Origin of the sequence: Cupriavidus taiwanensis LMG 19424, from assembly GCF_000069785.1 — a bacterium.
Lineage (GTDB): Bacteria > Pseudomonadota > Gammaproteobacteria > Burkholderiales > Burkholderiaceae > Cupriavidus > Cupriavidus taiwanensis.
Genome location: NC_010529.1, coordinates 341,588 through 368,549, shown reverse-complemented (window position 1 = coordinate 368,549; position 26,962 = coordinate 341,588). Strand labels below are relative to the sequence as shown.

General features: G+C 59.3%; 17 protein-coding genes and 4 pseudogenes. 10 read left to right on the top strand and 11 right to left on the bottom strand.

The features are described from left to right. Positions 1–220 precede the first annotated feature (220 nt). Positions 221–1,633, top strand: a complete 1,413-nt coding sequence (locus RALTA_RS29775) for an extracellular catalytic domain type 1 short-chain-length polyhydroxyalkanoate depolymerase (protein WP_306414580.1) — start codon at positions 221–223, stop codon at positions 1,631–1,633. Between the two features lie 732 nt (positions 1,634–2,365). Next, positions 2,366–2,603 (top strand): annotated as a pseudogene (locus tag RALTA_RS29765) (IS110 family transposase); the annotation flags it as partial. A 40-nt stretch (positions 2,604–2,643) separates the two neighbouring features. Here RALTA_RS29765 and tnpC (RALTA_RS28060) read toward each other — a convergent pair. Next, positions 2,644–4,215: an IS66 family transposase gene (gene tnpC / locus RALTA_RS28060; protein WP_012354710.1), complete on the bottom strand. Its 1,572-nt coding sequence runs from the start codon at positions 4,213–4,215 to the stop codon at positions 2,644–2,646. Positions 4,216–4,444: 229 nt separating this feature from the next. On the opposite strand from tnpC (RALTA_RS28060), the gene istA (RALTA_RS28055) reads away from it, so the two are divergent. Together istA (RALTA_RS28055) and istB (RALTA_RS28050) are read left to right on the top strand one after the other, a co-directional pair. Beyond that, the gene (gene istA / locus RALTA_RS28055) at positions 4,445–5,944 is read left to right on the top strand and encodes an IS21 family transposase (RefSeq protein ID WP_012354405.1); all 1,500 of its coding nucleotides are present in this window, start codon (positions 4,445–4,447) and stop codon (positions 5,942–5,944) included. After that, positions 5,941–6,777, top strand: coding sequence for an IS21-like element helper ATPase IstB (gene istB / locus RALTA_RS28050; protein WP_012354406.1), 837 nt, complete (start codon positions 5,941–5,943; stop codon positions 6,775–6,777). Before istA (RALTA_RS28055) ends, istB (RALTA_RS28050) begins: the two co-directional genes overlap by 4 nt. On the opposite strand, the gene tnpB (RALTA_RS28045) is transcribed toward istB (RALTA_RS28050), so the two are convergent. The 5 genes and pseudogenes from tnpB (RALTA_RS28045) to RALTA_RS28030 all read right to left on the bottom strand — a co-directional run bounded on the left by tnpB (RALTA_RS28045) (position 6,774) and on the right by RALTA_RS28030 (position 10,261). After that, positions 6,774–7,163 carry an IS66 family insertion sequence element accessory protein TnpB gene (gene tnpB / locus RALTA_RS28045; protein WP_012354709.1) on the bottom strand — a complete coding sequence of 130 codons (390 nt, stop codon included), beginning with the start codon at positions 7,161–7,163 and terminating at the stop codon, positions 6,774–6,776. The two genes, istB (RALTA_RS28050) and tnpB (RALTA_RS28045), sit on opposite strands and share 4 nt — an antisense overlap. Then, a complete protein-coding gene (tnpA, locus tag RALTA_RS29755) occupies positions 7,163–7,525 on the bottom strand; it encodes an IS66-like element accessory protein TnpA (RefSeq protein WP_012354501.1) in 363 nt (120 codons plus the stop codon). Before tnpA (RALTA_RS29755) ends, tnpB (RALTA_RS28045) begins: the two co-directional genes overlap by 1 nt. 87 nt (positions 7,526–7,612) lie before the next feature. Continuing rightward, positions 7,613–8,251: pseudogene (gene istB / locus RALTA_RS28040) on the bottom strand (IS21-like element ISRme9 family helper ATPase IstB); the annotation flags it as partial. Between the two features lie 7 nt (positions 8,252–8,258). After that, a pseudogene (gene istA, locus RALTA_RS28035) lies at positions 8,259–8,918 on the bottom strand (IS21-like element ISRme9 family transposase); the annotation flags it as partial. A 14-nt stretch (positions 8,919–8,932) separates the two neighbouring features. Next, on the bottom strand, positions 8,933–10,261 hold the full coding sequence (locus RALTA_RS28030) for an IS4 family transposase (RefSeq protein WP_012354713.1): 1,329 nt from the start codon (positions 10,259–10,261) through the stop codon (positions 8,933–8,935). Between the two features lie 259 nt (positions 10,262–10,520). Between RALTA_RS28030 and tnpA (RALTA_RS29750) the strand changes: the two genes are divergently transcribed. The 3 genes from tnpA (RALTA_RS29750) to tnpC (RALTA_RS28020) are packed head-to-tail and all read left to right on the top strand — an operon-like array spanning position 10,521 to position 12,890. Next, positions 10,521–10,934, top strand: a complete 414-nt coding sequence (tnpA, locus tag RALTA_RS29750) for an IS66-like element accessory protein TnpA (RefSeq protein WP_373429609.1) — start codon at positions 10,521–10,523, stop codon at positions 10,932–10,934. Further along, the gene (gene tnpB / locus RALTA_RS28025) at positions 10,934–11,284 is read left to right on the top strand and encodes an IS66 family insertion sequence element accessory protein TnpB (RefSeq protein WP_012354445.1); all 351 of its coding nucleotides are present in this window, start codon (positions 10,934–10,936) and stop codon (positions 11,282–11,284) included. Before tnpA (RALTA_RS29750) ends, tnpB (RALTA_RS28025) begins: the two co-directional genes overlap by 1 nt. A gap of 31 nt (positions 11,285–11,315) precedes the next feature. Then, the gene (tnpC, locus tag RALTA_RS28020) at positions 11,316–12,890 is read left to right on the top strand and encodes an IS66 family transposase (RefSeq protein ID WP_167330478.1); all 1,575 of its coding nucleotides are present in this window, start codon (positions 11,316–11,318) and stop codon (positions 12,888–12,890) included. Between the two features lie 451 nt (positions 12,891–13,341). Here the strand turns inward: tnpC (RALTA_RS28020) and RALTA_RS28015 are convergent, their stop codons facing one another. After that, a complete protein-coding gene (locus RALTA_RS28015; protein WP_012354616.1) occupies positions 13,342–14,442 on the bottom strand; it encodes an IS5 family transposase in 1,101 nt (366 codons plus the stop codon). Here RALTA_RS28015 and RALTA_RS30605 point away from each other — a divergent pair. Beyond that, the gene (locus tag RALTA_RS30605) at positions 14,405–14,665 is read left to right on the top strand and encodes a hypothetical protein (protein ID WP_162098836.1); all 261 of its coding nucleotides are present in this window, start codon (positions 14,405–14,407) and stop codon (positions 14,663–14,665) included. The genes RALTA_RS28015 and RALTA_RS30605 overlap by 38 nt on opposite strands. 47 nt (positions 14,666–14,712) lie before the next feature. Here RALTA_RS30605 and RALTA_RS28010 read toward each other — a convergent pair whose 3' ends face one another. After that, positions 14,713–17,931: an efflux RND transporter permease subunit gene (locus RALTA_RS28010; protein ID WP_012354702.1), complete on the bottom strand. Its 3,219-nt coding sequence runs from the start codon at positions 17,929–17,931 to the stop codon at positions 14,713–14,715. A gap of 20 nt (positions 17,932–17,951) precedes the next feature. Beyond that, positions 17,952–19,058 (bottom strand): efflux RND transporter periplasmic adaptor subunit, encoded by a 1,107-nt coding sequence (locus RALTA_RS28005; protein WP_012354701.1) that lies wholly within the window; start codon positions 19,056–19,058, stop codon positions 17,952–17,954. Between the two features lie 687 nt (positions 19,059–19,745). On the opposite strand from RALTA_RS28005, the pseudogene RALTA_RS28000 reads away from it, so the two are divergent. Beyond that, positions 19,746–20,729 (top strand): annotated as a pseudogene (locus RALTA_RS28000) (transposase). A 560-nt stretch (positions 20,730–21,289) separates the two neighbouring features. Next, entirely contained in the window at positions 21,290–23,653 is a 2,364-nt protein-coding gene (locus RALTA_RS27995; protein ID WP_197714832.1) for a PEP/pyruvate-binding domain-containing protein, read from the top strand. Between the two features lie 556 nt (positions 23,654–24,209). Here RALTA_RS27995 and RALTA_RS27990 read toward each other — a convergent pair. Beyond that, positions 24,210–25,808, bottom strand: a complete 1,599-nt coding sequence (locus RALTA_RS27990) for a thiamine pyrophosphate-dependent enzyme (RefSeq protein WP_012354697.1) — start codon at positions 25,806–25,808, stop codon at positions 24,210–24,212. Between the two features lie 14 nt (positions 25,809–25,822). Next, positions 25,823–26,857, bottom strand: a complete 1,035-nt coding sequence (locus tag RALTA_RS27985) for a pyridoxal phosphate-dependent aminotransferase (RefSeq protein ID WP_012354696.1) — start codon at positions 26,855–26,857, stop codon at positions 25,823–25,825. Positions 26,858–26,962: the final 105 nt, after the last annotated feature.

The window sequence follows — 26,962 nt, the reverse complement described above, 5'->3', positions numbered from 1 at the left end:
CTCGATGCCCTTCCTAGTATGAAACATGAATCATGTATCATGTTAAAGGCGGAGCGAAAGCCTGTCATAAATTAAGCAGTTGTCCTTAAAGTGCGAACCGGCTTGTTGCAGACCCCTTGGGTCAGGGCATTGCTGTGACTCGAAGAAATCAAAAAAGGGAGACACTATGCTGAGAAAGCGTTGGCGATACTTCGCGACCGGGTTAGTCACTCTTGCGACGATGCTGGGAGCGTTTTCGCTGCATGCAGCGACGGCGGGTCCCGGAGCGTGGAGTAGCGAGCAGACGTGGGCATCGGATGCCGTCAATGGTGGAAACCTGACCGGCTATTTCTATTGGCCGGCGAGCCAGCCTTCCACGCCCAATGGCAAGCGAGCTCTAGTTCTAGTGCTACACGGATGCTTGCAGACTGCCTCCGGCGACGTGATCAATAATGCCAGTGGGACCGGGTTCAACTGGAAATCGATTGGCGATCAATACGGTGCTGTCATTCTTGCGCCTAACGCAAGCGGCAACGTGTACTTCAAGCATTGCTGGGACTATGCGAATGCGTCGCCAAGCCGAACCGCTGGACACGTGGGCGTACTGCTGGATCTAGTCAACCGCTTTGTTGCCAATGCCCAGTATGCGATCGATCCCAATCAGGTATACGTGGCGGGCCTATCCTCTGGAGGCGGCATGAGCATGGTCCTGGGCTGCATCGCCCCGGACATTTTTGCCGGCGTTGGCATCAATGCCGGTCCGACGCCGGGAACCACGACGGCCCAGATCGGCTTCGTACCTAGTGGCTATACCGCGACGACGGCAGGCAATAAATGTAAGCAATGGGCCGGATCCAACGTGGGTAAGTTCACCAGCCAGATTGCCGGCGCCGTATGGGGAACCTCGGACTACACGGTGGCGCCGGCATATGGCCCGATAGCAGCCTCGGCCTTCCGCCAGCTCTACGGCGGCAGCTTCACCCAGGGATCTAAGGTATCGATAGCAGGGGGCGGCACAAACACCCCTTATATCGATAGCAATGGCAAAGTGCGCACCCACGAAATATCGGTCGCGGGCATGGCACACGCATGGCCCGCTGGAACTGGCGGCAACAACACCAACTATGTCGATGCCACGCATATCAACTACCCTGACTTCGTGATGGACTTCTGGGTTAAGAACAATTTGCGTGCTGGAAGCGGGTCTGGACAGGCGGGTTCGTCGCCGACTGGGCTGGCGGTCGCCGGGACGACCCTCAACACAATATCGCTGTCGTGGAATGCCGTAACAAACGCCAACAGCTACAACCTTTACCGCAATGGCACGAAGGTGGGCTCGAGCACGTCGACGAGCTACACCGATTTGGACTTGATAGCGGGTACTACGTACAGCTACACTGTGACGGCGATCGACGGCACAGCAGGGGAAAGCCAGCAATCTGCTGCTATCTCGGCAACAACAAAGACGAGTTTTTCTTGTACGGCGACCACCGGCACAAACTATGCGCACGTGCAAGCCGGTCGGGCACACGATGTCGGGGGGGGGGCTTACGCGAATGGCTCGAACCAAAGCATGGGATTAAATAATCTTTTCTATATCAACACTCTGGCTGAGACAGCCGCCGGATACTATGTGATTGGCAATTGCCCATAAGCAGCGGCACGATTGGAGTTGGGGGAGGCAATCTGTCAAAACAAACTTCTGAGAGAACTCATTGAAGCTATGTACGCGCCGTTCGGGAGGCGACCCCAGCTGCATTGGAAGCTTCCCCGATTCGCTACGTCCAATCCGCGCTCTGCACACGCTTCTGCAGGTCGGCCTGAAGCTTTCGATCAGCTTTGGCGAGGATCCCTTCGGCTCAGCCCAGGGAAATCAGTTTGGTTATAGCGTAGTCCTTCTGTCCAGCTTCGCTAAACGTTGGCACGTCGGGAGTGTCAGCGTGTATGCCGTATCGGTGACGGCCAGTGCCAGCCTCTGGCTGTGGGACTGCGGCCGGCGTTGGCCCTGCAGTCAATAAGGGAATGCTTGAGGCGGCTCCACGAATGGAGCGACCCCCTGAAAAGCCGGACACAGTCCCCACTTACAATAGCTGGTTGGGTGCGCTTGCGAAGCATGAGGCTCGGTATATCGGGCGCAATGCATTCGTTTCATCATTGTCCAACCACGAGTCTTGATTCCACGGTAGCGGACCCGCCGTGCGACCGGCGGTAGGCTGGGAGCGCGCGTGTTGCTGGCAACGGCGGCGTGCGAAGGTGCTCTGACAATGTAGTCCGACAGTGGGCAATATCGCGAGGTGTTGCGTAGAGGCTCCGAGCAGCGATGTGGCTCAGACGCTAGGCTGGCTGGTAGGAGCAACACATGTGAATCGCAGATAAACGATGCCCCGAGGCGATCTGCGAGGAGGCGTCACAACCCTCTATGCGGTTTGTCACACAGCGAACGGAGTCGCAACAAGTTCTATTGGCATTGCACCGTGTTAGGGATTCGATTATTCGCGACAGGCTGGGCACTACTAGAACGTGCATTTCTTATAGAGTTCGACATAAGCCTGCCGCTGGGCGGCACCGTGATGAAGCGCCTGCCAGCCGTCATTGCAGAACATTTGCTTCCGCCGCAGCTAGTAGGTAAGCGAGTAGCCAGTACCGTCTTGACGGCCGCAGCAGTTACGCTGGCGTAACCAGTTGCTCAGTGACGACCCACGGCATGAGTTCGTCGACGCGGTTGATCGGGTGATCCGCGATGCGTGCGAGCACGAAGCGTAGGTAAGCCTCGGGATCGACGCCGTTGAGTTTTGCCGTGCCGATCAGGCTGTAAATTGCAGCGGCGCGTTCCCCACCTGAGTCAGCACCCGCGAACAGGTAATTACGTCTTCCGATGGCCACCCCGCGCAGCGCACGTTCGACCGGCAGGTTGTCGATCTCCAGTCGTCCGTCGTCGCAATAGCGCGTGAGCGCCTCCCACCGGTTCAGTGCGTACAGGATCGCTCGACTCGTGTCAGATTTGCGCGAGAGCGTCTCCAACGTGGCTCTCAGCCACGCGTGGAGTTGATCGAGTAGTGGACGCGCTTGCGCCTGTCGATACGCCTGGCGCACATCGGGTGGTTTGCCCCGGATCTGCTCTTCGATCTTGTAGAGCGCGCCGATGCGTTCCAGGGCCTCGGTATTCAAGGAATTGGGGCGAGCTGCATACAATTCGTAGAACTGCCGCCGGGCATGGGCCCAGCACGCTGCTTCGGCAACCCGTCCCGTTTCGTAGATCGCCTGGTAGCCGCCGTAGGCATCGGCCTGCAACGTCCCGTTGAACGATTCAAGATGCTGCTGCGGGTGGATGCCCTTGCGGTCCGGCGTATAGGCAAACCAGACGGCCGGCGGAGTAGCATCGCCCGACGTCCGGTCGTCACGCACATACACCCACAAGCGTCCAGTTTTAGTCTTGCCATTGCCTGGCGCGAGCACCGGCACTGGCGTATCGTCGGCATGGAGCTTCGTCGCCGCCATGACGTGTCGACGCAGTGTGTCGACGAGTGGTTGCAGCAGCGCCGCACTGTGACCAACCCACTTCGCCAGCAACGAGCGATCCAGCTCGACGCCTTCACGCGCATAGATCACCGACTGTCGGTAGAGCGGCAGGTGATCCGCGAACTTCGCGACCAGCACGTGGGCCAGCAGTCCCGGGCCAGCCATGCCTCGCTCGATGGGGCGGCTCGGCGCAGCAGCCTGGGCGATGTGATCGCAGCATGAACACGCCAGCTTGGGTCGCACATGCCGGATGACCCGGAAGCTCGCTGGCACATATTCGAGCTGTTCGGAGACATCCTCGCCAAGCTGCTTCATCGGCGCACCGCATGCCGTGCAGGTATCACGTGATTCGGGCCAATGAGTCTGGAACTCGCGCGGCAGGTGTTCTGGCAACGGCTTACGTTGTACCTGTTCCGGTGCCGTACGCGGCGTCCTGTGGATCTCGATGGGTGCGGCACCTTCGTCGGCCTCGAGTTCTTCTAGGCGAAGTTCGAGCTGTTCGATCTGGCGGTCCAGCTTCTCCGAGCGACGGCCGAACTGCATGCGGCGCAGCTTTGCAATCAGCAACTTGAGATGCTCGATCTCCGCCTTGTCCGTTGCCGTCGCTGCCTTCTGCGATTCGACCACGTCTTGCAGATGCCCGATGCGGGCATCGCGCTCCAGCAAGAGGGCTTTGAGCGCTTCGATGTCGTCCGGGTACGCGTTCGCCGTCGTCATGCCAGCAGTCTACGCGCCGGCACTCAGGTTTACAACGCCGAGATCGGCTCCGCCGTGCGCACCGGCTGTCGCCTGGGCGGCGACAATCATTTTGTCCGGCGTAGCGACAAACATCTTGGCCGGTGGCGGGAACTCGGAGGCGGCGTAGCCGCCGGAGAGTTTCCGCCACCGGCGGCGCCGAGTTGGCCGGGTTCTACGATGGCTGATCGCATCAATAAGCGGTCAGTCCATGTCTGGAACCCGTATTACCGACCAACAGGTTAGCCTCTACATGTCCAAACGCAAACAGCATACCCAGGAGATTGCCGCTGCCAAGGCCGGCATCAGTGTGCGCAGTGCCCGGCGTATCGAACGTGATAGCCAACTGCCTTCGCAGAAGCCCCGCCGTTACTGGCGCTCGCGGCCCGATCCATTCGTCGAGGTCTGGGACACCGAGGTCGTGCCGATGCTTGCTAGCGAGCCGCGCCTGCAAGCCATCACCATTCTGCGCAAGCTCCAGGACGACCATCCCGACCAATACCCTGACAGCATGCGCCGCACGCTCGAACGGCGCATCAGCAAGTGGCGGGCTGTGTCTGGACCGGCCAAAGAAGTCTTCTTCCCACAGGAACACGCGCCGGGGATCCGGGCACTGTCGGACTTCACCGATATGCAGGCGCTGGGCATCACCATCTCCGGCGTTCCATTCCCTCACCGCCTGTATCACTTCGTGTTCGCGTTCTCGCGCTGGGAGTACGCCCAAGTGGTTGAAGGCGGAGAGAGCTTCGAGGCGCTGTCCTCGGGCTTGCAGAACGCGCTCTGGCAGGCCGGCGGCTGCCCGCGAGAACATCGCACCGACAGCCTCTCGGCGGCGTTCAAGAACCTGAAGGAGCAGGAGGACTTCACAACGCGCTACGAAGCCCTGCTGGACCACTATGGGATGACCGGCACCCGTAACAACCGCGGCCTGGGCCACGAGAACGGCAGTGTGGAATCATCCCACCGCTATCTGAAGGAGGCTGTCGACCAGGCACTGATGCTGCGCGGCCACCGGGACTTCGAGGATCGAGCCGCCTATGAGGCGCTCCTGCGCGAGGTCGTGATGCGTCGTAACCGGCGTCATGCAGCGGCGTTCCGTCTCGAGCGCGAGCAGTTGACGGACCTGCCTCCCCGGCGCACGACGGACTTTGCCGAAGAGGAAGCGCGTGTCACCCGTTGCAGCACATTCACCGTGCGCGGCATCCTCTACAGCGCGCCGTCCCGCCTGATTGGTCACCGTCTGAAGGTGCGTGTGTACGGCGACCGACTGGACTGCTACCTGTCCGGAGCCATGGTGTTCAGCACTCCTCGGGGCTCCCACGCCGCGCACAGCACCCGCCGCGCTATCGACTATCGGCACTTCATTGAGGGGCTCAAACGTAAGCCGCAGGCCTTCAAGGGCCTGGCGTTCCGGGACGATCTGTTCCCTCGGGAGGCCTATCGGCGAACCTGGGAGCAGCTTGATGCCCGGCTGTCGCAACGCGACGCGTGCAAGACGATGGTTGGCCTGCTTGAGCTGGCGGCCATGGACGGTATCGAAGCCGTGCTGGCCGTGCGCCTGGAAGCCATGTTGGGCGATGGTGATCTGCCGGATCTGGAAGCGCTGCGCGAGGAGTTCTCGCCGCGGCAAGCCGATCACCCCGTCATCCATGTCCAGATGCCGGCGACCAGTTGCTACGACGCCCTGCTGGGCCAGGGGGTCGCAGCATGAACGCGCCGCTCCCAATTGATGCCGCCCGCCTGACGTTGATGCTCAACGAACTGCGCCTGCCCACCATTGGCCGGCTCTGGCCAGAGTTCGCACAGCGCGCCGACAAGGAAAGCTGGCAGGCAACCCGGCTGCTTGGCGCCTTGCTCGAACACGAACTGGCCGAACGGGCCAAGCGGCGTATCGAACGACACCGAACCGAATCCCGCCTGGATCCAACCAAGACGCTGGCTGCCTTCGACTTCAGTGCTGTGCCCATGGTCTCCAAGGCGCACGTGATGGCACTGGCGAGCGGTGATTCCTGGCTGGAGAAAGGTGCCAATGTGTTGATCTTCGGCCCGCCGGGCGGTGGGAAGAGCCACCTCGGATCGGCCATCGGGCATGCCCTGATCGACGCTGGGTACAGGGTACTGTTCACGCGTACCAGCGAGATCGTCCAGAAGCTGCAGGCAGCCAGGCAGAGCCTGCAGTTACCTGCAGCCCTGGCCAAGCTCGACCGCTTTGACCTGATCATCCTGGACGACCTGTCGTACGCCCGCAAGGACCAGGCCGAAACCAGTGTCCTATTCGAACTGATCGCCGAGCGCTATGAGCGGCGCAGTCTGCTGATCACGGCCAACCAGCCGTTCTCAGGCTGGGACAACGTGTTCCCTGACCCCGGCATGACCATCGCCGCGATTGACCGACTCGTCCACCATTCGACGATCTTTGAAATGAACGTCGAAAGCTACCGTCGGCGCACCGCAAGCGACAAGCAGTCTGCTCGCCGACGACAATCATCCAGCGACAACGACAATCACCGCGACATCGATAACGGAGCGACAACCATGACCTAACACTCACCGACAATCATCCCGGCCAACCGGCCAAAATGATTGTCGCTGGACCGGCCGTCCTGCTTGACGCTATCTAGTCGCCAGTCGATGCCTTCCAGCAGCATTGAGAGCTGCGCCTGGCTCAGGCTGACGACACCTCCATCCGCACGAGGCCAGACGAAGCGGCCGCGTTCAAGCCGTTTCATCAGCAGACACATGCCATCACCGCTCCACCAAAGCACCTTGACCAGATCGCCTCGTCGGCCACGGAACACAAACACGTGGCCGCTGAACGGGTCCCGCTCTAGCACGGTCTGCACCTTCGCGGCCAGGCTGTTGAAGCCAGAGCGCATATCGGTCACACCAGCAGCCAGCCACACCCGCGTTCCAGCGGGAAGGCCCGGCATCACGAACCCACTCCCAGCAAGCTCGCCAGCACGAGCTGCAGGACATCAGGCTCGGGCTTGCCTTCGAAACTCACACGCATGCCACGACATTCGATGACGAGCCCGGTCGATCCAATCGGCTCCGGCCTCGGCGGCGATGCTATCTGAACGGGCAGGAATAATTCCGAAGGCTCGGATGCTGACGTCGCAGCTCGCTCATAATCCCGCCGCCACTTCGACACGAGATTCGCGTTCAGGCCATGCGAGCGCGCAACTTCTGCCAGTGAGCTTGCCGGGTCCAGCGTTTCCGCCACGACCTGCGTGCGGAATTCCTTCGAGTAGTTCTTGGAGCCTCGCCGGCGACCCCGCGCCTTGATTTCCATTTCTTCTGGTTCCCACCAAATTCTGGTGGGAACCAGATTGCCGCCTATGGCTCTTCATGAACAGACGGTGCTGGGGCCACGCTTACGATCATTCAACCACTGGTGCCAATGCTCGATCGGGAGCTGGCTTGTCACGATGGTCGAGCGGGTACCGACGCGGTCGTCCAGAACTTCCAGCAGATCGCCGCGAGCGCTTTCAGAAGGCTCCTGTAGGCCCCAGTCGTCCAGCACCAGAACATCGATGCGTGCGAGTTGCGCCAGGCGGCGCGTAAAGCTCCCGTCGCCGTGGGCGATCTGCAGTTCCTCGAACAGTCGAGGCACCCGCAGATAGAGAGCAGAGAATCCCTGTCGACAGGCCTGCTGAGCAAACGCACAGGCCAACCAGGACTTGCCGGCACCGGTCGCCCCGGTCAGGATGAGGCTCTGAGCGTTGCGGATCCAGTCGCAACTGGCCAGGGTAGCGACCAGCCGCTGATCAAGGCCGCGACTGCCGTCATAGACCACATCCTCGAGGCATGCCTGGGTGTGCTTGAGCTTGGCCGAGCGCAGCAGCCGCTCCAGGCGCCTGGTGTCGCGCCAAGCAATCTCCCGGTCGACCAGCATGGAGAAGCGTTCTTCGAACGGCAGGCTGGAACTGGCGGTCAGGGCAGACTGTTCCTCGAAGGCCCGCGCCATCCCGTCGAGCTTGAGGGCCTTGAGCTGGCCGACGGTGTGTTGCATCAGCATAGTTTTCCTAATGGTAGTAGTCGGGTCCGCGCACGTTGTCGTGCATGGGGGAATGCCACTCGGTTTGCGATACCGGCAGAGTGGCTTGCCGGTCCAGATGGTTTTCAAGGATGGAGACCACAGACTTACGCGTGAGCGAGCCAATGGCGACGGCGCGAGCGCAAGCGGCTTCGAGCCGCTCCTTGCTGTACTTCTTGGCCAGACTCAGCAGACCCAGGCAGGCGCGATAGCCCATCTCGGGATGGCTCTTGTGGGTGAGCTGGTATTCGACGATGACGGCGACGTTGGGCCCAATCGAGGCTGCCCAGTTGAGCAGCCGGCCGGGCGTCCATTCGAGGTGCGCGCGGTGGGCCACCGGCATGTGTTCCTTGACCGTGCTGTGGCTGCCCTTGCGGGTATTGCGCGCGTGCAGCGCCACCCGTTTGCCACCGTACAGGATCTCGATGGTGTGGCGGGTTACGCGAGCCTCGACCGCCTTTCGCACCAGGGCATGCGGCACGCTGTAGTAGTGACCGTCGATCTCGACGTGGTAGTCGACGTTGACGCGGCATTGTTTGAACGTTGCAACTTCGTAGCGCCGCGGCGGCAGCGGTCGCAACACTGGCCGGTCCAACCGCTCGAACCACTCCCGGCGCGTGCCAGGCAGCTTCTTGAACGTAAGCGCATTTCCTTATACGGAAGTCATGACTCTTCCCTCAGTGTTTGAATAGTGAGCGCGGCGTCCATGGTTCGCTGCATGCCGATCCAGATCGTCTTGGCGCCGGGCTCGCCATCGTTCTTCCGCCCAAGGAACCCGCCCAGGGAAGCAACCAACCGAATCATCTGATTGAGTGTGACCGGTGTCTTCGGGCGAGCTTTCTTGGAGAGCACGTATGCCCCCCGAATCTCGTCGGCATCGAAGAACAGCGACGCATCCAGATCCGGACAGGTTCTGCCCAACCGCATCAGGCGGGCAATGCGCCATGCCACCACCATATACAACGCCAAGGCCCGCTCCACACGATCCATGTGCGATAGCTGTAGCGCCTCGACCTTGCAGCCGGTCTTCAGGACATGGAAGAACATCTCGATCTCCCACCTTGCCCGATACCATTCAACAAGTTCGTTGACCGCATCAGCGTCCTGCGCTTCTCGGTTCGTCACCAATCGCCAAACCACTGGCTTGACGCCTGCGGGCGCTTCGATCTCCCTTGCCGCCACACAGGTGAACTCCGCTCCGACCAGACCCGGCAGCTTCATACGCTGGGCGCGTAGTTCCTGTTTGACCTCGCGCGCCTTCTGGCCTGCTCGCCCTGGCAAGATAAAGGTGATTTCCCCGAGTACCGGGCTGGCGTCGACGCTATCCCACAACTTGCCGCCCTCGGCCAGGTTGCGGTTGTGTTGGCTGCGGATCAACCAGTCGGCCGGTTGGCCAAGTTCCTGGGCGCGCGCCATCAACTCGGCAATATCACCCTCGCGGTCTGTCACATACACCAGCCGTGTCTGCGGCAATAGCGCGGCTTGCTCCGCAACCCGTTCATATCCTTCAATCCAGCGTACGCTTTCCTTGATCCCGCCCCGGTTGCCATCGGCGTCCTTGGGCTCCCGAGCCCACATCCAGGCATCGATCACCCCCAGCGGCTCGCGGTCAGGCGTCACCGCGTAGGTCGGATGCAAAAACATGCCCCGCTGGGCTTCATAGGTCAACGGACCCAGCCCGTCGATCTCCTGGCCATTAAAGTTCAATTCGGTTGTATCAGCGATGCACAGCACCACCGGAAACTGCGCGGCCCTCGCTGCAGTGCGCTCCCAATGCGGCTGCATTACGTCCCGCCAATCGATCTGCTCATTGCCGAGAAACCGATATGCCGCGATGGTTTGCGACCAGTCATCGCATGCGCCGGGGATGCTCGCCGTCGGCAGAGCCGCAAACCGCTTGAGCAGCTCCTTGGCGCGCCGATCCCGCCCCGGATCACCAAGATCCAGACTCTCGAATTCCTCGTCCACCCATGCCCCCGACTCGTTGCTCATTGCTGCGCGAAAATCCGAGAGTAAACGCGAGTCTGGCGAAGTTAACAACCCCCTTACCTCGAAATTCCCGGGACTTCAAGCTCCAAGCCTCGCCGCGGAGACGGTCCTACTTCCGTATAAGGGGATGACGTAAGCGACCGAGAAACGGCGTCCTAGTTTTGTAGGGTGAGTCTTGGCAGGCTTGCGTCCGCAAACACTTTGCGGACGCAAACCATGATCACTGACGATATTGATCGTTGACTGCTTTCCACTGCGAGTAGTGCGTGTCCGGCGCAATGGGAAACGCGATTACGAGCCGGTGGCCAAGCGGCGTTTGATTGAGCTGTGTCTTCGGCCTGGCGCATCGGTGGCAGGCATGGCGCTCAAGGCTCAAGTCAATGCCAATCAACTGCGCAAATGGATTCGGCTGCATCGGGAATCGAGGGCAGTGGAACACGGTTCGCTGGCGGCGTTCGTGCCGGTTGTTCAGGGAATCCGATCCCCTGAAGTCGAAGCTGTGGTCACTGCGCCGCGTCGCACGACGGCCGTGGCAGTTGAACCGCAACCTCAGCCGTCGCGATCAGTCGCGCTGCTGAGTGCGAAGTTGCCAAACGGCGTAGCGATTGAGCTCGCATGCGGTGAGCGTGACGGTGAACTCGTAAAGGCGATGATCGAAGCGTTGGGGGCGAGCTGATGTTCCGCTTCGACGAAGGGCTGAAGGTCTACCTGCACCGGGAAGCTGTGGATTTCCGCAAGAGTATCAATGGTCTGTCGGCGCTGGTCGAGCAGTCGCTGGGGCTCGATCCGTTCGCACAAGCGGTCTACGTGTTTCGCAATCGACGAGCCGATAGGATCAAGCTGCTTGGCTGGGACCGGAACGGATATTGGCTCTTTTTGAAACGACTTGAGGCAGACCGTTTTGCTTGGCCGCGTGGGGCGGCAGTGGCGACGCTCTCGGTCGAGCAACTTCACTGGCTGCTGGACGGCATCGACATCAGTGCCGTCCAGCGGCACCCGCCGCGACATTACCAACGGGCCGTGTGAACGCTGCATGACATCGACGGTCAAATCCGCCATGTCGTCAACGCCTGTCACGATTACCGCCGCGGAACTCCAGCTCTTGCGCAATGCCGCCAAGGAGCGCGATGCGCTCAAAGGCAAACTGCGCGTGGTGACGGTCGAGCGTGACCTGCTGCTCGAGAGGCTCAAGGCCTTCCAGCGCAAGCTGTTCGGCGCCACGAGCGAGGTTCGGGGATCGCAGCAGAAGGACCTGTTCCTCAATGAAGCCGAGACGCTGGCGCCAACGGCGGCGACACTTCCGGCACAGGAAGAAGAAGGTACGCCAGAGATTGAGGTGGCCGGTCACAAGCGCAAGAAGCGCGGCCGCAAGCCGTTGGACCCGGCGCTTCCCCGCGTGCCAATGCGCCACGAACTGCCGGAGTCAGAGCGGGTGTGCCAGCATGATGGACAAGCTCTGGTTGAGATTGGCGTGGAGATCAGCGAGCAACTCGACATCATCCCCCAGCAGGTCCGAGTGATCCAGCACCAGCGTGTCAAGTACGCGTGCCCGTGCTGCGACGGCAGTATCAAGGTGACGCCCGCCCCCGCACGCATCATCCCCAAGGGCTTGCTGACTGAATCCGCGCTAGCCTGGTGCATCACCTCCAAGTACCAAGACGCGCTGCCACTGTACCGCCAGGCCGCCTTGCTGCACCGCTTCGGCGGCGACCTCTCGCGCAGTACATTGGCCGCCAGCGTAGTACGTGTCGGCGAGGCCGTGCAGCCCATCATCAACCTGATGCGCGACCATCTGCTGGACGATGACCTTGTGCACGGCGACGAAACTACCGTCCAGGTGCTCAAGAAGCCCGGCAAGCTTGCCCAGACCAAAAGTTACCTCTGGGCGCAGATGAATGGATCAGGCCCGCCGGTACGGCTGTTTGCTTACAGCCCAACGCGGTCAACGAAACATGCTGCGGAGCTCTATGCCGGCATCAAGCCAGGAACGGTGTTGATGACCGACGGGTACGACTCATACGACAAGGTCGCGCACGCGAATCGACGGATCCATCTTGGATGCTGGGCTCATGCCCGTCGTTACATGATTGAGGCCGAGGAGGCTCTGCCCAAGGAGCAGCGCGGTGGCGAACATCCAATCACGCAGTTCATCGCGCTCATCGCCAAGCTCTTTGCTGTCGAGGCTCGGACTCGCGAGATGAAACCAGAGCAGCGCCAGCAGATCCGTGCCGAGCAGAGTCGGCCTGTGCTAGACGAAATCGAAGCCATGCTGTTGCAGCACCTGCACACCGTGTTGCCGCGAAGCAAGTTCGGCGAGGCACTACACTACTTCCATAACCAGTGGCCCAAGCTCGTCCGTTACGTCGAGAACGGCGCCTGGCCGATATCGAACAATGTGATTGAGAATTCGATCAGGCCGTTCACCGTAGGGCGCCGGAACTGGCTCTTCTGTGACACCGTGGCTGGCGCGAACGCAAGCGCGAATCTGTACTCGATCATTGAGACCTGCAAGGCCAATGGCGTCGATACGTACCGCTATCTCGTCGCCTTGTTCAAGGCGCTGCCGCTCGCGAAGACCGCTGACGACTACGAGGCCTTGCTGCCTTGGAATCTCAAGACATCCGCTGTTTAGCCGACCTCGTATCCGGCCGCAAGAGGCGTTGTTAGTCGACCGCTTACGATGCACCGTACGACGATCAACTCCCAGTTGCCTGGCCACCGCCTCAATCGAGCAATTGCCTTGCGGCAGCAGGCGAGACATCATTTGCCGCACATTGACAGCTATGCAATCCGTGCGCAGTGCCAGCATCGTGTCGAGATGCGTGCGCGCGTGAAAGGCCATGGACGGATCGTTGGCTTCAAACGTGGCATCCTGATCGTTCGTTCACTGGCGGCTCGCCATGGCGGGCCGTACCATTGGCTCGATGGCGGATTGCGTTAGCAGGCTGCTGAAGTACTCATCGCGCTAGCGATGAGTTTTTCCCCGCAAGGCGGGGAGCGCTGTTTTTCACAATCCGGAAGCCGGACGTCACTGCCTCGGCTTTTTCCGCGTTTTGGCGCCCATTCCGGCCTCATTAGCGCGATTACTGCAACTGCGGACGGATTTGTCCCAGCGAGCGCATGCGCACGAGGTGGTAGGCGGCCATGCTCAGCACAAACATCTGATCGACTTTCTTCAGACCGCGCACCATCACCTGACGCATGCGCCCCACGGTCTTGACCCACCCGAAGCCCTGTTCGATCAGCTTGCGCTTTTGTTGCGAGACGGCATAACCGGCGCTGGAAGCAATGGCATCAGCAACGGCCGAGCGACGACCCGATGTGTTCTGCGCCACGTGGGGCGTCACCTTCATTTCCAGGCAGGCCTCAATGAACTCGTGCGCGTCATAGCCCTTGTCCGCGCCCACGGTGACTTCCACATTCAGGTCTTCAATCACCTGCCTGGCATCGTTAAGCATGACCTTTGCGGCCTCCCGCTCGGCGTGTCCGTCCGCCTTGGTCACCATGGCGCTAACCACCAGGCCATGGCGGTTGTCGCTCAGGGTATGACCCATGTAGCGCAGCTCACTGGATGTCTTGCCCTTGCGGTAGAGCTTGGCATCGGGATCGGTCTTGGATTCGTGTGTCTCGTTGCTGCGCTTGCGACCTTTGAAGTTGCCGCCGGCGTCATCGTCTTGGTCGTCGCCATCCTTGCGCACGAAGCTCTTGTGGCCTGCCCACGCCTGTATCAGCGTGCCGTCCACGCTGAAGTGCTCACCCGACAGCCAGTTCTTCTTCTGCGCGATGGCCAGCACCTCGTTGAAAAACTGGATCACCGCATCATGCTTGATCAGTCGCTCGCGGTTCTTGGTGAAGACCGTGGGCACCCAAACTGAGTCGTCCATCGACAGCCCGATGAACCAGCGAAACAGCAGGTTGTATTGCGTCTGCTCCATGAGCTGGCGCTCAGAGCGAATGCTGTAGAGCACCTGCAGCAGCATGGCCCGCAGCAACTTCTCCGGCGCGATACTGGGGCGGCCACCCTTGATATCGGCCTCGTACATCTGCGCGAACAGCCGGTCCATCTTCACCAGCGCCTGGTTGGCCATAGTCCGGATCGAGCGCAGCGGATGGGACTGCGGCACGAAATCCTCCAGCCTCCGCATAGTGAACAAGCTTTCCGTGAAGGTATCTGCGCCGCGCATGAATGTGGGATTGGATGGGATCCTCAAAGCAACGCTTCAGCCAGTCGTCGCGCTGACGTCCGCTGGAGGTATTTCAGCGGCCTGCTATGCGTTCATGGCGAATTTCATCGCTTCCTATAACTCGCTGTTTGCCAAGGCACCGGCACCAAGTTGGGCGCCATTCTTTGCACATTACCTTTCGTGGATGATGGCCTCTGCCAAGATGACTCGTAATCGGAGTTAGTCCACGACAACTACGCTCCACAAGAGGATGGCTATCTCGCGTAAAGTTCATCTTGCAGGCTCGTTCGCTTTTTTGGGGTCGCCTTTCGTGGAGAGCAAATCACCGCCAGCCTGATGGGCAACTGAAGACGGCGTTCTGTCTCGCCAAAATGGACGCAAGCACGCGCCGAAATCGTCGAGGTACGTATAGATCACCGGCACCACCACCAGCGTCAGGATCGACGAGGTGATGATGCCGCCGATCACGGTCTGTCCCATCGGCGCGCGCTGCTCGGCGCCTTCGCCCAGGCTGAAGGCCAGCGGCACCATGCCGAAGATCATCGCCAGCGTCGTCATCAGGATCGGGCGCAGCCGCACGCGCGCGGCTTCGACCAGCGCGGCCTCGCGCGACAGCGGCTCGCGGCCGTCGACCCCGTGGCGCGCCTGGTTGGCGAAGTCCACCAGCAGGATCGCATTCTTGGTCACCAGCCCCATCAGCATGATGAAACCGATGATCGAGAACATGTTCAGGGTCGAGCCGAACAGCAGCAGCGCCGCGAACACGCCGGCCAGCGTCAGCGGCAGCGAGGTCATGATGGCGATCGGCTGGAAGAAGCTGGCGAACTGCGAGGCCAGGATCATGTAGATGAAGATCACCGCCAGCGCCAGCGCCGACACGGCGTAGCCGAACGACTCGTTCATCGACTTGGTCGAGCCGCCGAAGCGGTACTTGTAGCCGGCCGGCCAGTTGACCCCATCCAGCGCGGCCTTGACGTCGCGCGCGACTTCGCCAGCCGAGCGCCCGGCCACGTTGGCGGTCAGCTCGACCTCGCGGTTCAGGTCGCGCCGGCTGATCTGGTTGGCGCCGGTGGTGGGCACCAGCTCGGCGATCTGGCGCAGCGGCACCATCTTCGGCGAGTCATCGGCATTGGCGTGGCTGCTGGCGATCATCAGCGCGCTGAGGTCGGCCATGCCGGTGCGCGCGTCCTTCGGCAGGCGCACGCGCACGTCGTAATTCTCGTCGTCGGGCGCGCGCCAGGAGCTGATGGCATCGCCGGCCAGCAGCGGGCGCAGCGCATTGCCGATCTGCGCCACGCCCACGCCCAGGTCCGAGGCCAGCTCGCGCCGGATGCGGACTTCGATGGTGGGGCGGTCGTCCTTCATGCTCGAATCCAGGTCGGTCAGGCCGGGAATCGCCGCCATGCGCGCGCTGGCTTCGCGCGACAGGCGTCGCAGTTCGTCGAGGTCGTCGCCCTGGATCGATACCTGGATCGCCTTTTGCCCGCCGGCGCCGTCGGGCATGCCGACCATGGTCAGCGTGATGCCGGCAATGCCGGCCAGGCGCTGGCGGATCAGCGGGTTGAGCTGCGCGGTGGTCAGGGTGCGCGCGCGCCGCTCGGTCAGGCGCACCGACACCAGCGCGTTGTTGCGGCCCGAGGCGTTGCCCGAGTTGATGGTGGCGTAGGTGTAGGCCACTTCGGGGAAGGCCTTCAGCGCGGCTTCGACCTGCCGCACCTTGGCTTCGGTGACGTCGAGCGGGGTGCCGACCGGCGTGGTGAAGCCGACCTGGGTCTCGCCCAGGTCGGCATTGGGCACGAACTCGGTGCCGATCAGCGGCACCAGCGCAAAGCTGCCGAAGAAGGTCGTGGCGGCGATGACGGCGGTCGCCAGGCGATGCTTCAGCGCCCAGCCCAGCATGCCGGCGTAGCCGTCGCCGAGCCGGTCCATCCTGGCCGAGAACCAGTCCAGCAGCCGTCCCACCGTGCGTCCGTACCAGCTGGCCTTGTTGCCGGTACCGTGCAGGTCGGGGTCATGCCAGACCGAGGACAGCATCGGGTCCAGCGTGAACGAGACGAACATCGAGATTAGCACCGCCGCCACCACGGTGATGCCGAACTGGTGGAAGAAGCGCCCGATGATGCCGCCCATGAAGCCCACCGGCAGGAACACCGCGACGATCGAGAAGGTGGTGGCCAGCACCGCCAGCCCGATCTCGTTGGTGCCGTCCAGCGCCGCGCTGCGGTGGTCCTTGCCCATCAGGTTGTGGCGCACGATGTTCTCGCGCACCACGATGGCATCGTCGATCAGCAGGCCCACGCACAGCGACAGCGCCATCAGCGTGATCACGTTGAGGGTGAAGCCGCACAGGTACATCACGCCGAAGGTGCCGATCAGCGCGATCGGCAGCGTCAGCCCGGTAATCACCGTGCTGCGCCACGAGCCGAGAAACAGGAACACGATCGCCACGGTCAGGAAGGCGCCTTCCAGCAAGGTCGAGCGCACTTCCTTCACGCTGCTGCGGATGCCGCGCGCGGTGTCGTTGACCACATTCAGCTGCACGCCGGCGGGCACCAGCTTGCGCACCTCGTCGGTCATGCGCACCAGGCCGTCGACGGTATCGACCGTGTTCTGGCCCTGCGCCTTCACCACCGACAGGAACAGCGCGCGCTTGCCGTCGAGCAATGCCAGGCTTTCCTGTTCTTCCTGGCCGTCGCGCACGTCGGCGATCTCGCCCAGCGTCACCGGCTGGCCGGCGCGGCGCGCGACGATGATCTGCCGGAACGCATCCGGCGTGGGCACGCGGCCCTTGATCTGCACCACGGTCTCGGTCGCCGCGGAACGCAGTTCGCCCGCGGGCAATTCCTGGTTCTCGTTGCGGATCGCGTTCATCACCTGGTCGACGCCGATGCCCAGCGCTTCCAGCTGCGCCGGACGGATGCGGATCTCGACCTCGCGCCTGGTGCCGCCGACGAGATTAATCGCGCCCACGCCGCGTACGGTTTCCAGCCGCTTGCGCACGATCTGGTCGGCGATGGTGGTCAGCTCGCGCTGGCCGCGGCCGGCGCCCGGCGCGTTGGACACCGACAGGTAGAAGATCGGCGCGTCGGACGGGTCATAGCGCAGCACGCGCGGTTCCTTGACCTCGTCGCGGAACTGCGGGCGGATCAGCGCGATCTTGTCGCGCACGTCCTGCGCGGCCTGGCCGACATCGACGCTCAGGTCGAACTTGATCACGACGACCGAAGTGCCCTGGTAGGAGTGCGAAAAGATCTCGTCGATGCCGGAGATGGTATTGACGATCTCCTCGACCTTGCGCGTGACGTCGGACTCGACCGACTCCGGCGCGGCGCCTGGGTATTCGGTCTGCACCACCACCACCGGGAAGGTGATGTCCGGGAACTGGTCAACCGGCAGCCGCTGGTACGAGAATAGCCCCACCACGATGAAGGCCATCATCATCATGGTGGCCAGCACCGGGTTGCGGATCGACAGGCGGGTGAACCACATGGGGCGCGTCCTCTATGCTGTCAGGTCTTGACGAGCCTGACCTGGCTGCCGCTGCGCAGCGTGCCCAGGTTGTTGCGCACGATCTCGGCGCCGGCGTCGAGGCCGGCGACGATTTCGACCATGCCGCCGGCTTCGTCGCGCAGGCCGAGTTGCACCGGGCGTTCCGCCAGCGTGTCGCGCTCGATGGCATAGACGAAGGCGCGCTCGCCCTCGGTGCGCACCGCCGACACCGGCACCGCCACCACCGCGGCGCGCTGGCCCAGCACCAGCGCGCCGCGCGCGAACATGCCGGCGCGCAGTTTCTGGTCGGCATTGTCGACGCGCACATAGACCATGATGCTGCGCGTGCCCTCGCTGACCGCCGGGTTGATGCGCACCAGCTTGCCGGCAAAGCCGCCGGCGCCTTCCACTTCCAGCGCCACCGGCTGGCCCACCGCGGCGCGCGCCACCTCGGCCATCGGGATCGGCGCTTCCAGCTCCAGCACGCGCAGGTCGACCACATCGACCAGGCGCGTATCCGGCGACACCTTCTCGCCAGGCTGCACCGCGCGCGCGGCCACCATACCGTCGAGCGGCGCCTTGACCACGGTGTCGGCCAGCGCCTTCTGCGCCACCGCCAGCCCGCCTTGGGCAGCGTCGAGGTTGGCGCGCGTCACCGCCAGGTCGGACTGGTACTTGTCGAAGGCGGTCTGCGAGATAAAGCCCTTGCCGACCAGTTCGCGGTTGCGTTCCCAGGTCTGGCGCGAATTCTCGAACTGGCCGCGCGCGGCCAGCATCTGCCCGCGCGCCTGCGCGGCCCGGGCCTCGTATTCGGCCGGGTCGATGCGCACGATGACCTGGCCGGCGCGCACCGGTTCGCCCTCGCGCACCAGCACCTGCTTCACCTCACCGGAGACCTTGGCCTTGACCGAGGCCTGGTTCAGCGCGCGCAGGCTGCCCGACAGTGGTAGCGACAACTGCAGGTCCTGGCGCGCCACTTGAACCAAGTCTGTCTGCAGGAATTCGACGCCGCTGGCCTCCTCAGGTTCAAATATCCGATGCGAACTTCTAGCGGTGCGCACGTAGGTCACAATGCCCAGCACTAAAAAAGTGCAGCCAATAGTGACTAGGAGGTTCTTTCGTTTCATGTCGGCCTTTTGGACGGTTACTGGCTTTGGCGGCAACCCCTTACCCATCCTTCAAGGCTTGCCCGAACATATCGTCGCGGAAATACTCTGCGACACCTCGGGACTTCTTTTGCGTCACTCACGCTCAGTCCCTTACCAAAGGGGTGATCACGATAAGCACCCGCCAGCACACCGCTCTTAGGCCTGCGACTTGGTACCCCCAACGAGAACGCACAACGGTGCAAGCCCGGTGAATTTAATGACCCGCTATACACAGAACCTCTCATTCCAAATTATCTGCCGCACCATAATAATCTGTCCGTCAGTCAGACCCGAATTGCGCGTAGGGATTCTCTGATAGATCATCAATCTGATGGCGCACGGTAAAGCGCAACCTTTTAGGGCTGTCGAGCGCCGAGTATAGAAGGTTCTCATTAACGCGCAATCCCTCGTAGGTACTTCCGTATGCTTCCTTTGTGCTGGAATTGGCTTTCAAGTGGCCGGCCTGCTCAATCACCTCCCATTCGTGACGCAGGGCAAGATCGGACCCGACCGCAAGAGGCCGGGATCACTAGAACCTATGAGGAATCGCCGGAATACATGTAGCCACAACGCACATCCTTGCGGCCGCGGCCCGCCCACAACGCGGGCGAACCGAATTCAATCTGGACACAATATGAATGCCCACGTCAGAGACGGATCCCTTCGTTGCCAACAACTCGCGGCCGGCTTCACACTACCACAGCATTGAGTTGCTTTTCAGGTTGCAGGCCGCAACGTGTGGCTTGGCCCGAGGGCGAGAGCCGCACGCTGTCGCTCTATCCGATGCTGTCAGCAAGGTCATGCATTGCGAGGAGTGCGCGGCGCGGTGTCATCAGACTCACAGACGTTAGTTCGCCGAGTCAGGGATCTGCCGCTGTTCGAGTACCGCGTTGTGCCGCACTTCCCGCGGCGTGGGGTGTGGTGCGGCCAGTGCGGCGGCCCCCGGCTTGAACGGCTGGAATAGCTCGGGCGCGATCAACGCGTCCCACAGCCCGGCTGGCACAAGCTGCGGCCATTTGCTTACGCAGCTGCACGGTGCAGGCCGTGGGCGCCTTCTACGAACTGGGCTGGCGTACCGTCAAATCCATCGACAAGGCACGCCTGCGCGAGCCTGTGGTCGACCAATCCCTTATCTGGCTACGGACGATTCACCCTGCGCAAGCGACATCGCTACACCACAGTGGTCATCGATCCGATCGGACGTGCTCCGGATCGGAAAGGGCCACTCGCGCGAGACGGCATCAACGTTCCTCGAGCAACTCCTAACCGGACGCGGCCAAGCGCGTCGCGGCAGTCGCCCATCGACATGACGACCGCGTACGAGCTGGGCTTCGGAAGCGCCTATGACCTGTTCCAACGTCGTGGCCAAGTACGGGCGCGAGGCCCTTGGCCGGGTTCGCGTCGACCAGGCCAATCGCCTGCGGCACGATCACAGTACCAGGCGGGTGCTCAAGTCCACGCGCTGGCTGCTGCTGCGCAACCCGCAGAATCAGAGTGCCCCTCAGGAGGTACATCCGCTGCCGGCAGCCGTTAAACACGGAGGGGATCAGCAACACGATTAAGGTCATCAAGCGCCATGTCTACTGCTACCCAGACCAGGAGTATTTCTTCCTCAAAATCCGCGGGGCCTTCCCCGGAATTCCTCGTTGAACCAAACAAAATGCCTAAACAGGACGGCAACCTTGGCATGTTTGTCGAAATGGTGTTGCCATGGTTTCGCGGTCACCAATGTAGCAGCAAAAGTCTGCTTTACGACAAAATCGTCGTCTTTCCAACCAATAGTCGCCGCCATTGATCATATAGCGACATACCAATAAATAAAGTAAAGAGTGCCTTTACTATATAAGCAAACGGATCATTGCTAATTGTCTCGATCAAAATGCGCACAGCCTATCGAGACCCAGCCAAAGCCCGCAGCCAGTACCGAAGGCCCGAATAGTCCACTCATGCCGGGCGCGTTGAAGGTCCACGCCACCCCTCATAGACATTCAACGGCCCACGATCGGCTTGTCATTTCCTTCGAAGTCCCCGCTCTCAATCAATCCATTGAGTTGTGAGCATTTATGTGTTTAGGTTTGGCACGCATGTTGCTCTATGTACTTGCGGCGCGTCGATGTGGAAATTTACCTAATGCCACATAATTTCGCTGCATTTGGACCACAAATCACACCAAAAATACGGAACATATTATTAGCCTGGAGATCAATAACTTGGACAAATCAAACTCCTCCATGAGGATTTTCCCAGACGCCGCCCCCTTCAAAAACACAAAAGCGAAAACATTAATCGCACTCAGAGCAGCCGCCTCTAAATTCGACGTTTATCCGCTTCATCGTGTGACGCATGCACAATGGAGCACAAGTTCCACAAAGATTGTCAAATTAATAAAAATTTCTTTCGGAATATCGGATCCTCTAGCAGTTAGATCTAGCGCAGCATCCGAGGATAGTCTGGAGCAATCCAAAGCCGGCCAGTACCTTTCTGTATTAAATGTCCGTACCGATGAGCAACTGATTCAAGCAATAGATGATGTGTTCTCTTCGTACGGCACCCTATTGCCATCCGACGAGGTGTTCGTCCAACCGATGGCCAAAGATATCGCGGTAAGTGGCGTTGTCATGACATGCGACCCTGAATCTGGCCTTCCATACTATATTGTTAGCTACGATGAGAGCGGCGATACTACAGTTGTGACTTCTGGTGGAAACGGCACCCGCACTTACATATTTGTACCGGGCCACGATGCACCGGAGCCTCTCCGGCGTTTGGTGCCAGCAATAGAAGAAGTGATCGAAATTGTTGGCATTAAAGAGGTAGATATCGAATTCGGGATCTCGAATAATGGAACCGTGGTGATCTTCCAGGTACGGCCCATAACAGCCCCGCGGAGATGTGGATACAGCGCAGGCCACCTTGCCATGCTTCTCCAATCACTGAATGGCGTTGAAGCGTCGATTGAGGACGTCAACAGCTTCAATAACCGCCAGGGACTCGTAGGGGAAGTTCTTGGAGTCATGCCGGATGTGAACCCCGCCGAGTTGATAGGAACTAAGCCACGGCCATTGGCCGCCTCCCTCTTTCGTCACCTGTTCACTAATACCGCGTGGGCTTCCGCGCGGGCAAATTTCGGGTACCGAGATTTGCGCGCAGTTCCCCTAATGCATATGATTGGCGGCACACCATATGTTTCTGTATCAGCAAGCGTCGCCTCTTTTCTACCGGCCGCATTGCCCAATTCCATAGCAAAAAAAATCATCACCGATGCTCAACGCAATTTAATTCTTAAGCCAGAGCTTCATGACAAAATAGAATTTCGCGTTGTTCCAACTTGCCTCAAACCAAGAATGAGGGACGGTCATTGGCGCGAGCTATTCCCAAGCCTTTCTGAGAACGAATGGGCATCGTACCTAGACCTGCTACGTGCTTTAACGAACCGCATTATCACTGGCGATGACCTCTTTGATCGTGCTAGACACGGCATCGAAGCGTTAGAATCCACTGCAAAATTTACAAATTGGAATGAGGACCACGGATTGCTTGATGTCCTGTCGCTGATCGAAAAAGTGCACGTGCATGGCACAGTGCTATTCTCTGAGATTGCGAGAGCGGCCTTCGTAGCGACGGACATTCTCAAGTCATTAGAGTCTGAGAAATTGCTTCGCCCGGGGTTCCTGGATGCCGTCGTGCGCGCCTCCGACTCCGTTGCAGCCCAACTAGTAAACGATTTTTTTGCACTACAGCCTGCAGAATTTTTAAATTTGCACGGCCATATTCGCCCTGGCACATACGAGATCACCGTTCCTCGATACGACGATCCTATTAGTAAATACTTCGACTGGATGAATCGCACCATCAAAGAGGAGACGACAGAAGTATCCGCCATTGACTTAGCTCTGTCACCTGCCCAGATATCGGCCCTTTCTTCCGAGTTCGATCGAACCGGCTACGCTTTCGATTGGCCGATATTTGAAGCCTTTGCAATGAAGGCGATTCAGGGCCGTGAACGCGTCAAACATTCTTTTAGCCGTCTAATTTCGGACGCCTTGGAGATGCTCGCACTCGTTGGAGCAAATCTTGGTCTTAGCAGAGACGATCTGTCGTTCCTTACGATGCCCGACATTGCATTCTCTTTAGAGATTCGCTCCAATCCTTCGACCTTTCTGCGGTCTGCAGTCGAGAGAAATCGACAGCACTGGGAAACAACCAGATATCTCCGCCTTCCTGATCTTTTGTGCTCCCCAAAAGACATCTTCGGCTTCCATGTCTTCCACTCCCGCCCGAGCTTCATCACCGCGCTCACAGTTGAGGGGCTTGTGACGGATGTACATGGTTCGTCGTTCAAGGACAGCATCGTTTTTATGGAAAATGCTGACCCCGGTTTTGACTGGATATTCACGCACGGCGTCAAGGGATTTATCACGAAGTACGGTGGCGAAAATTCACATATGTCAATCAGAGCGCGTGAACTTGGTGTTCCCGCCGTTATCGGCGCCGGCAGCCGCTTTGAGCAATGGCGGAACGCACGCGTTATTCGACTCGAATGTGCAGCTCAACGCGTCCAAGTTCTCAGTTAAGCTATGGAAATGGAAGCGATGTCTGAACACGGAGTACGGCGATGCCCTCGCCGCATTAGAACGCTCCCACGAGCGGCCTTATCGAAACTCGTGAAGACCTCATAGCCAAGTTGCTTCGCTTGGCCCTCGGCAGGCACACTGATCACGGCCCGCCGAGGGGCGGTCAGCCCTTCGACTCCATATTCCAGGATGATTTCGCGCAACAGGTCGCCCTGATGCTCTCATAGGGTAGGAGGTAACCAGCGTGATAAATCCGATACCATGATCGAACTTACTCAGCAAGGCGAACGGTCAATACAATTGTAATCGCTAGGTGATGTCAGGCTCATGTTGACATCATGAGCGTCGCCAACTGAGGTGCCCGTTTGATTTGGAAGCGCGTGAAAATAAACAAATCGATGGCGGCGATGATCACTCAGCCGTTATATGAGGGATTCTAGTCAGGCACGGGGTCAAGCCCATAAACACTTGGAAACTCATATGTGTCCCGCCGTTCTCAATACGGGCTCCCGAAGCGGTTAGATTTATCGAAAACTTCATAGAATGGAGAATCACCTCACCGGAACTGGTCAATACTTGGCATATCCCCCACGCTGACTTCGATCACCGTCGGTACACTCGTCGTTGAGATGGCCCGACGTAATGCGAACCGCAGTCCTTCGGGAGAGTCCGTTCGGAACGCTTGTGCACCAAAGCTTTCCGACAAACGGCAGAAATCTGGATTTCGAAGATCAGTTGCTATAATTCTACCGCCGTAGTCGTTGACTTGCATCTGGCGGACATTTCCAAAACAGTTGTTATTGAAAAGCAGAACGATCAGAGAAATCTTATGCTGTACAGCAGTGGCTAGCTCTTGAACGGCAAACATGAACCCGCCGTCCCCCGTAATAGAAACCACGGGTACGTTTGGCTTTGCAACCTTCACTCCGAGCGCAGTCGGAAAGCCATATCCGAGTGTCCCCTGATAGCCGGTAGATATGTAAGTGCGGGGACTGTATACAGGATAAACGATGCGACTCGCAAAGCCAACCTGGGTTAATTCGTCTACAAATATTCCATGTTCACCTATTTCTTCACGGATAACCTTCAGATAGCTCAATTGTGGTTCGAGCACCGCTGAACGCGCTTCCCATGCGGCTTTGACTTCCATCAATGCAGTTTCTCGTGGACGTCGAACGGCATTGTATTCTTCAAGCCTTCTCAGCAAGAGTGGCAAGGCTTGCTCTGCCCGAGCCGTAATTTCGCACTTCGGCGTAAAAAATCTACGATGTGTGGTCGGGTCAACGTCAATGCGAATAATATCCGGCCGATGTGTCCGAATCCATTTTTTTGCTGGTATTCGCATGTTGGTACCGATGGCCAGAACAACATCGGTTTTTCCCCAAAGGTCCTTCGCGGCAGGCAGGTGCAGGGAGAGATAGCTACGGGCATCCACAACCCCCATACCGGTACGATATGCCACGACCGGTGCCTGTAAGACCTCCGCTAACTGCCGGACCAATGTGCTCGCGCCTTGCGCACCGCTTCCGACAAATATCATTGGAGCAACAGAGGCACCTAGCACTTTGGCGACCTCTTCGATAGCTTCCTCGTCCAGAGGAGGTTCATAGGGAGTCCGTAGTTTGAGTTGGGGATCGGCGGGAGCCGTGCTGGCTAACACGTCCATTGGAATCTCCAGCCCAACTGGTCGAGGTCGACCCGAAAGCATCTGGTGAAAGGCTTCACCGATCAAGATCGGAATCTCCGATGGGGTGTGAGCAGTTGCTACCCATTTGCTAAGGGAACGCAAGATTGAGAGCTGATCATTAATTTCATGCAATTCACCCCAACCTCTTCCTATTGCCGCTGAGTTTATCTGACCGGTCAAACACATCAGCTTTGCGTTAAGTGCGTACGCCGTTGAGATCGCGGCGGTTGAATTGAGAAGGCCTGGCCCCGGAACAACGTTGAATACCGTGGGCAAATCGCTGACCAGAGCATGACCGAGTCCCATATATGCCGCACCTTGCTCATGTCGAGTGTGAATTATCCGGAATTTTTCTCGATGATCGAAAAATGCATTATAGAGCCAATCGTTCTGCATGCCAGGTAGACCGAATACCGTCCTTATTCCGAGGTTATGCAAAGAAAGAACTGCTGCCTCACCACCCGTCATAGCTCTCATAGTCTTCAGCCCTCCAGAAGCGTATCCAATAATGCGAGTAATCTCGTGTTGTCACCTGGTGCACCGACCGTGATTCTTATGCAGTGCGGCAGATCGAATGCGGGACGTACCATGACCCCGTTCCCAACCAAGAGCCCTGCCAGTTCCTCAGCGTTGAAGCCTTTGGGACAGCGAACCATGAGAAAGTTTGCCTGGCTTGGTGTCACCTCCAGATTCAGGGCTTTTAGCCCGGTCGCGAGCCTGAGCCGCTCGGCATGGTTGTTATCGACGGTGCGCTGCAAGTGAACCCTATCCCCCAAAGCGGCAATTGCAGCATCCATTCCTGCTGCGCTTAGGTGAAAATTTCGTTTCCGCTTCTTCACACTCTGAGCTATCCGTTGCGGCGCGATCCCATAACCGATGCGCATACCAGCCAAACCATAAGCCTTGGAAAAGCTATGAACAATCACGACATTTTGATCGTCGAGGACATGCCGTATAGCATCAGGAAGGCCTTCTTCTGTAGCAAATTGATAATACACCTCATCATATATTACGGTGACATCATCCGGAATTTTTCCCAACACTGTACCCAACACACTTTCCCCAAACCAGGTCCCGGTCGGATTATTTGGATTACAAAGATATAGCAACCTGGTATCCTTGTTTATCCTGCGTAGGATTGCATCGACGTCCAAGCGGAAATCCGATCCAATCAGCGGTACTCTGTCTATCTCGCATCCCTTATTTGCAAGAGATTTTGAATATTCACTAAAACACGGCGGACATATGATGGCACGTTGACCAGGCTTAATCAGCGCATCTTCCACTAAAGACAGTACTTCGACACCGCTGTTTGCCGAGAAAAATTGCGCGCTTGTAAGGCCTCTACCATGAAAGGCAGCTAGGGCGTCGCAGAGCTTTTTGTCGGTGCGTTCTGGATAGCGATTCGCAGAGGCAATTGCTAGTTTCGCGGCATCAACTGCTTTGGGTGATGGGCCAAATGGGTTCTCGTTTGAGGAGAGTTTCGTAATCTGCATTATTTCTTCGTCCGCCATCATTTCATCAAATGATTTACCATTTATAATAGTGAAATAGGAGATATTTCACTATTTCAGCGCTGGATACCCGATAACGACTCGGAAAAGTGGACTAATCTTTCCTCC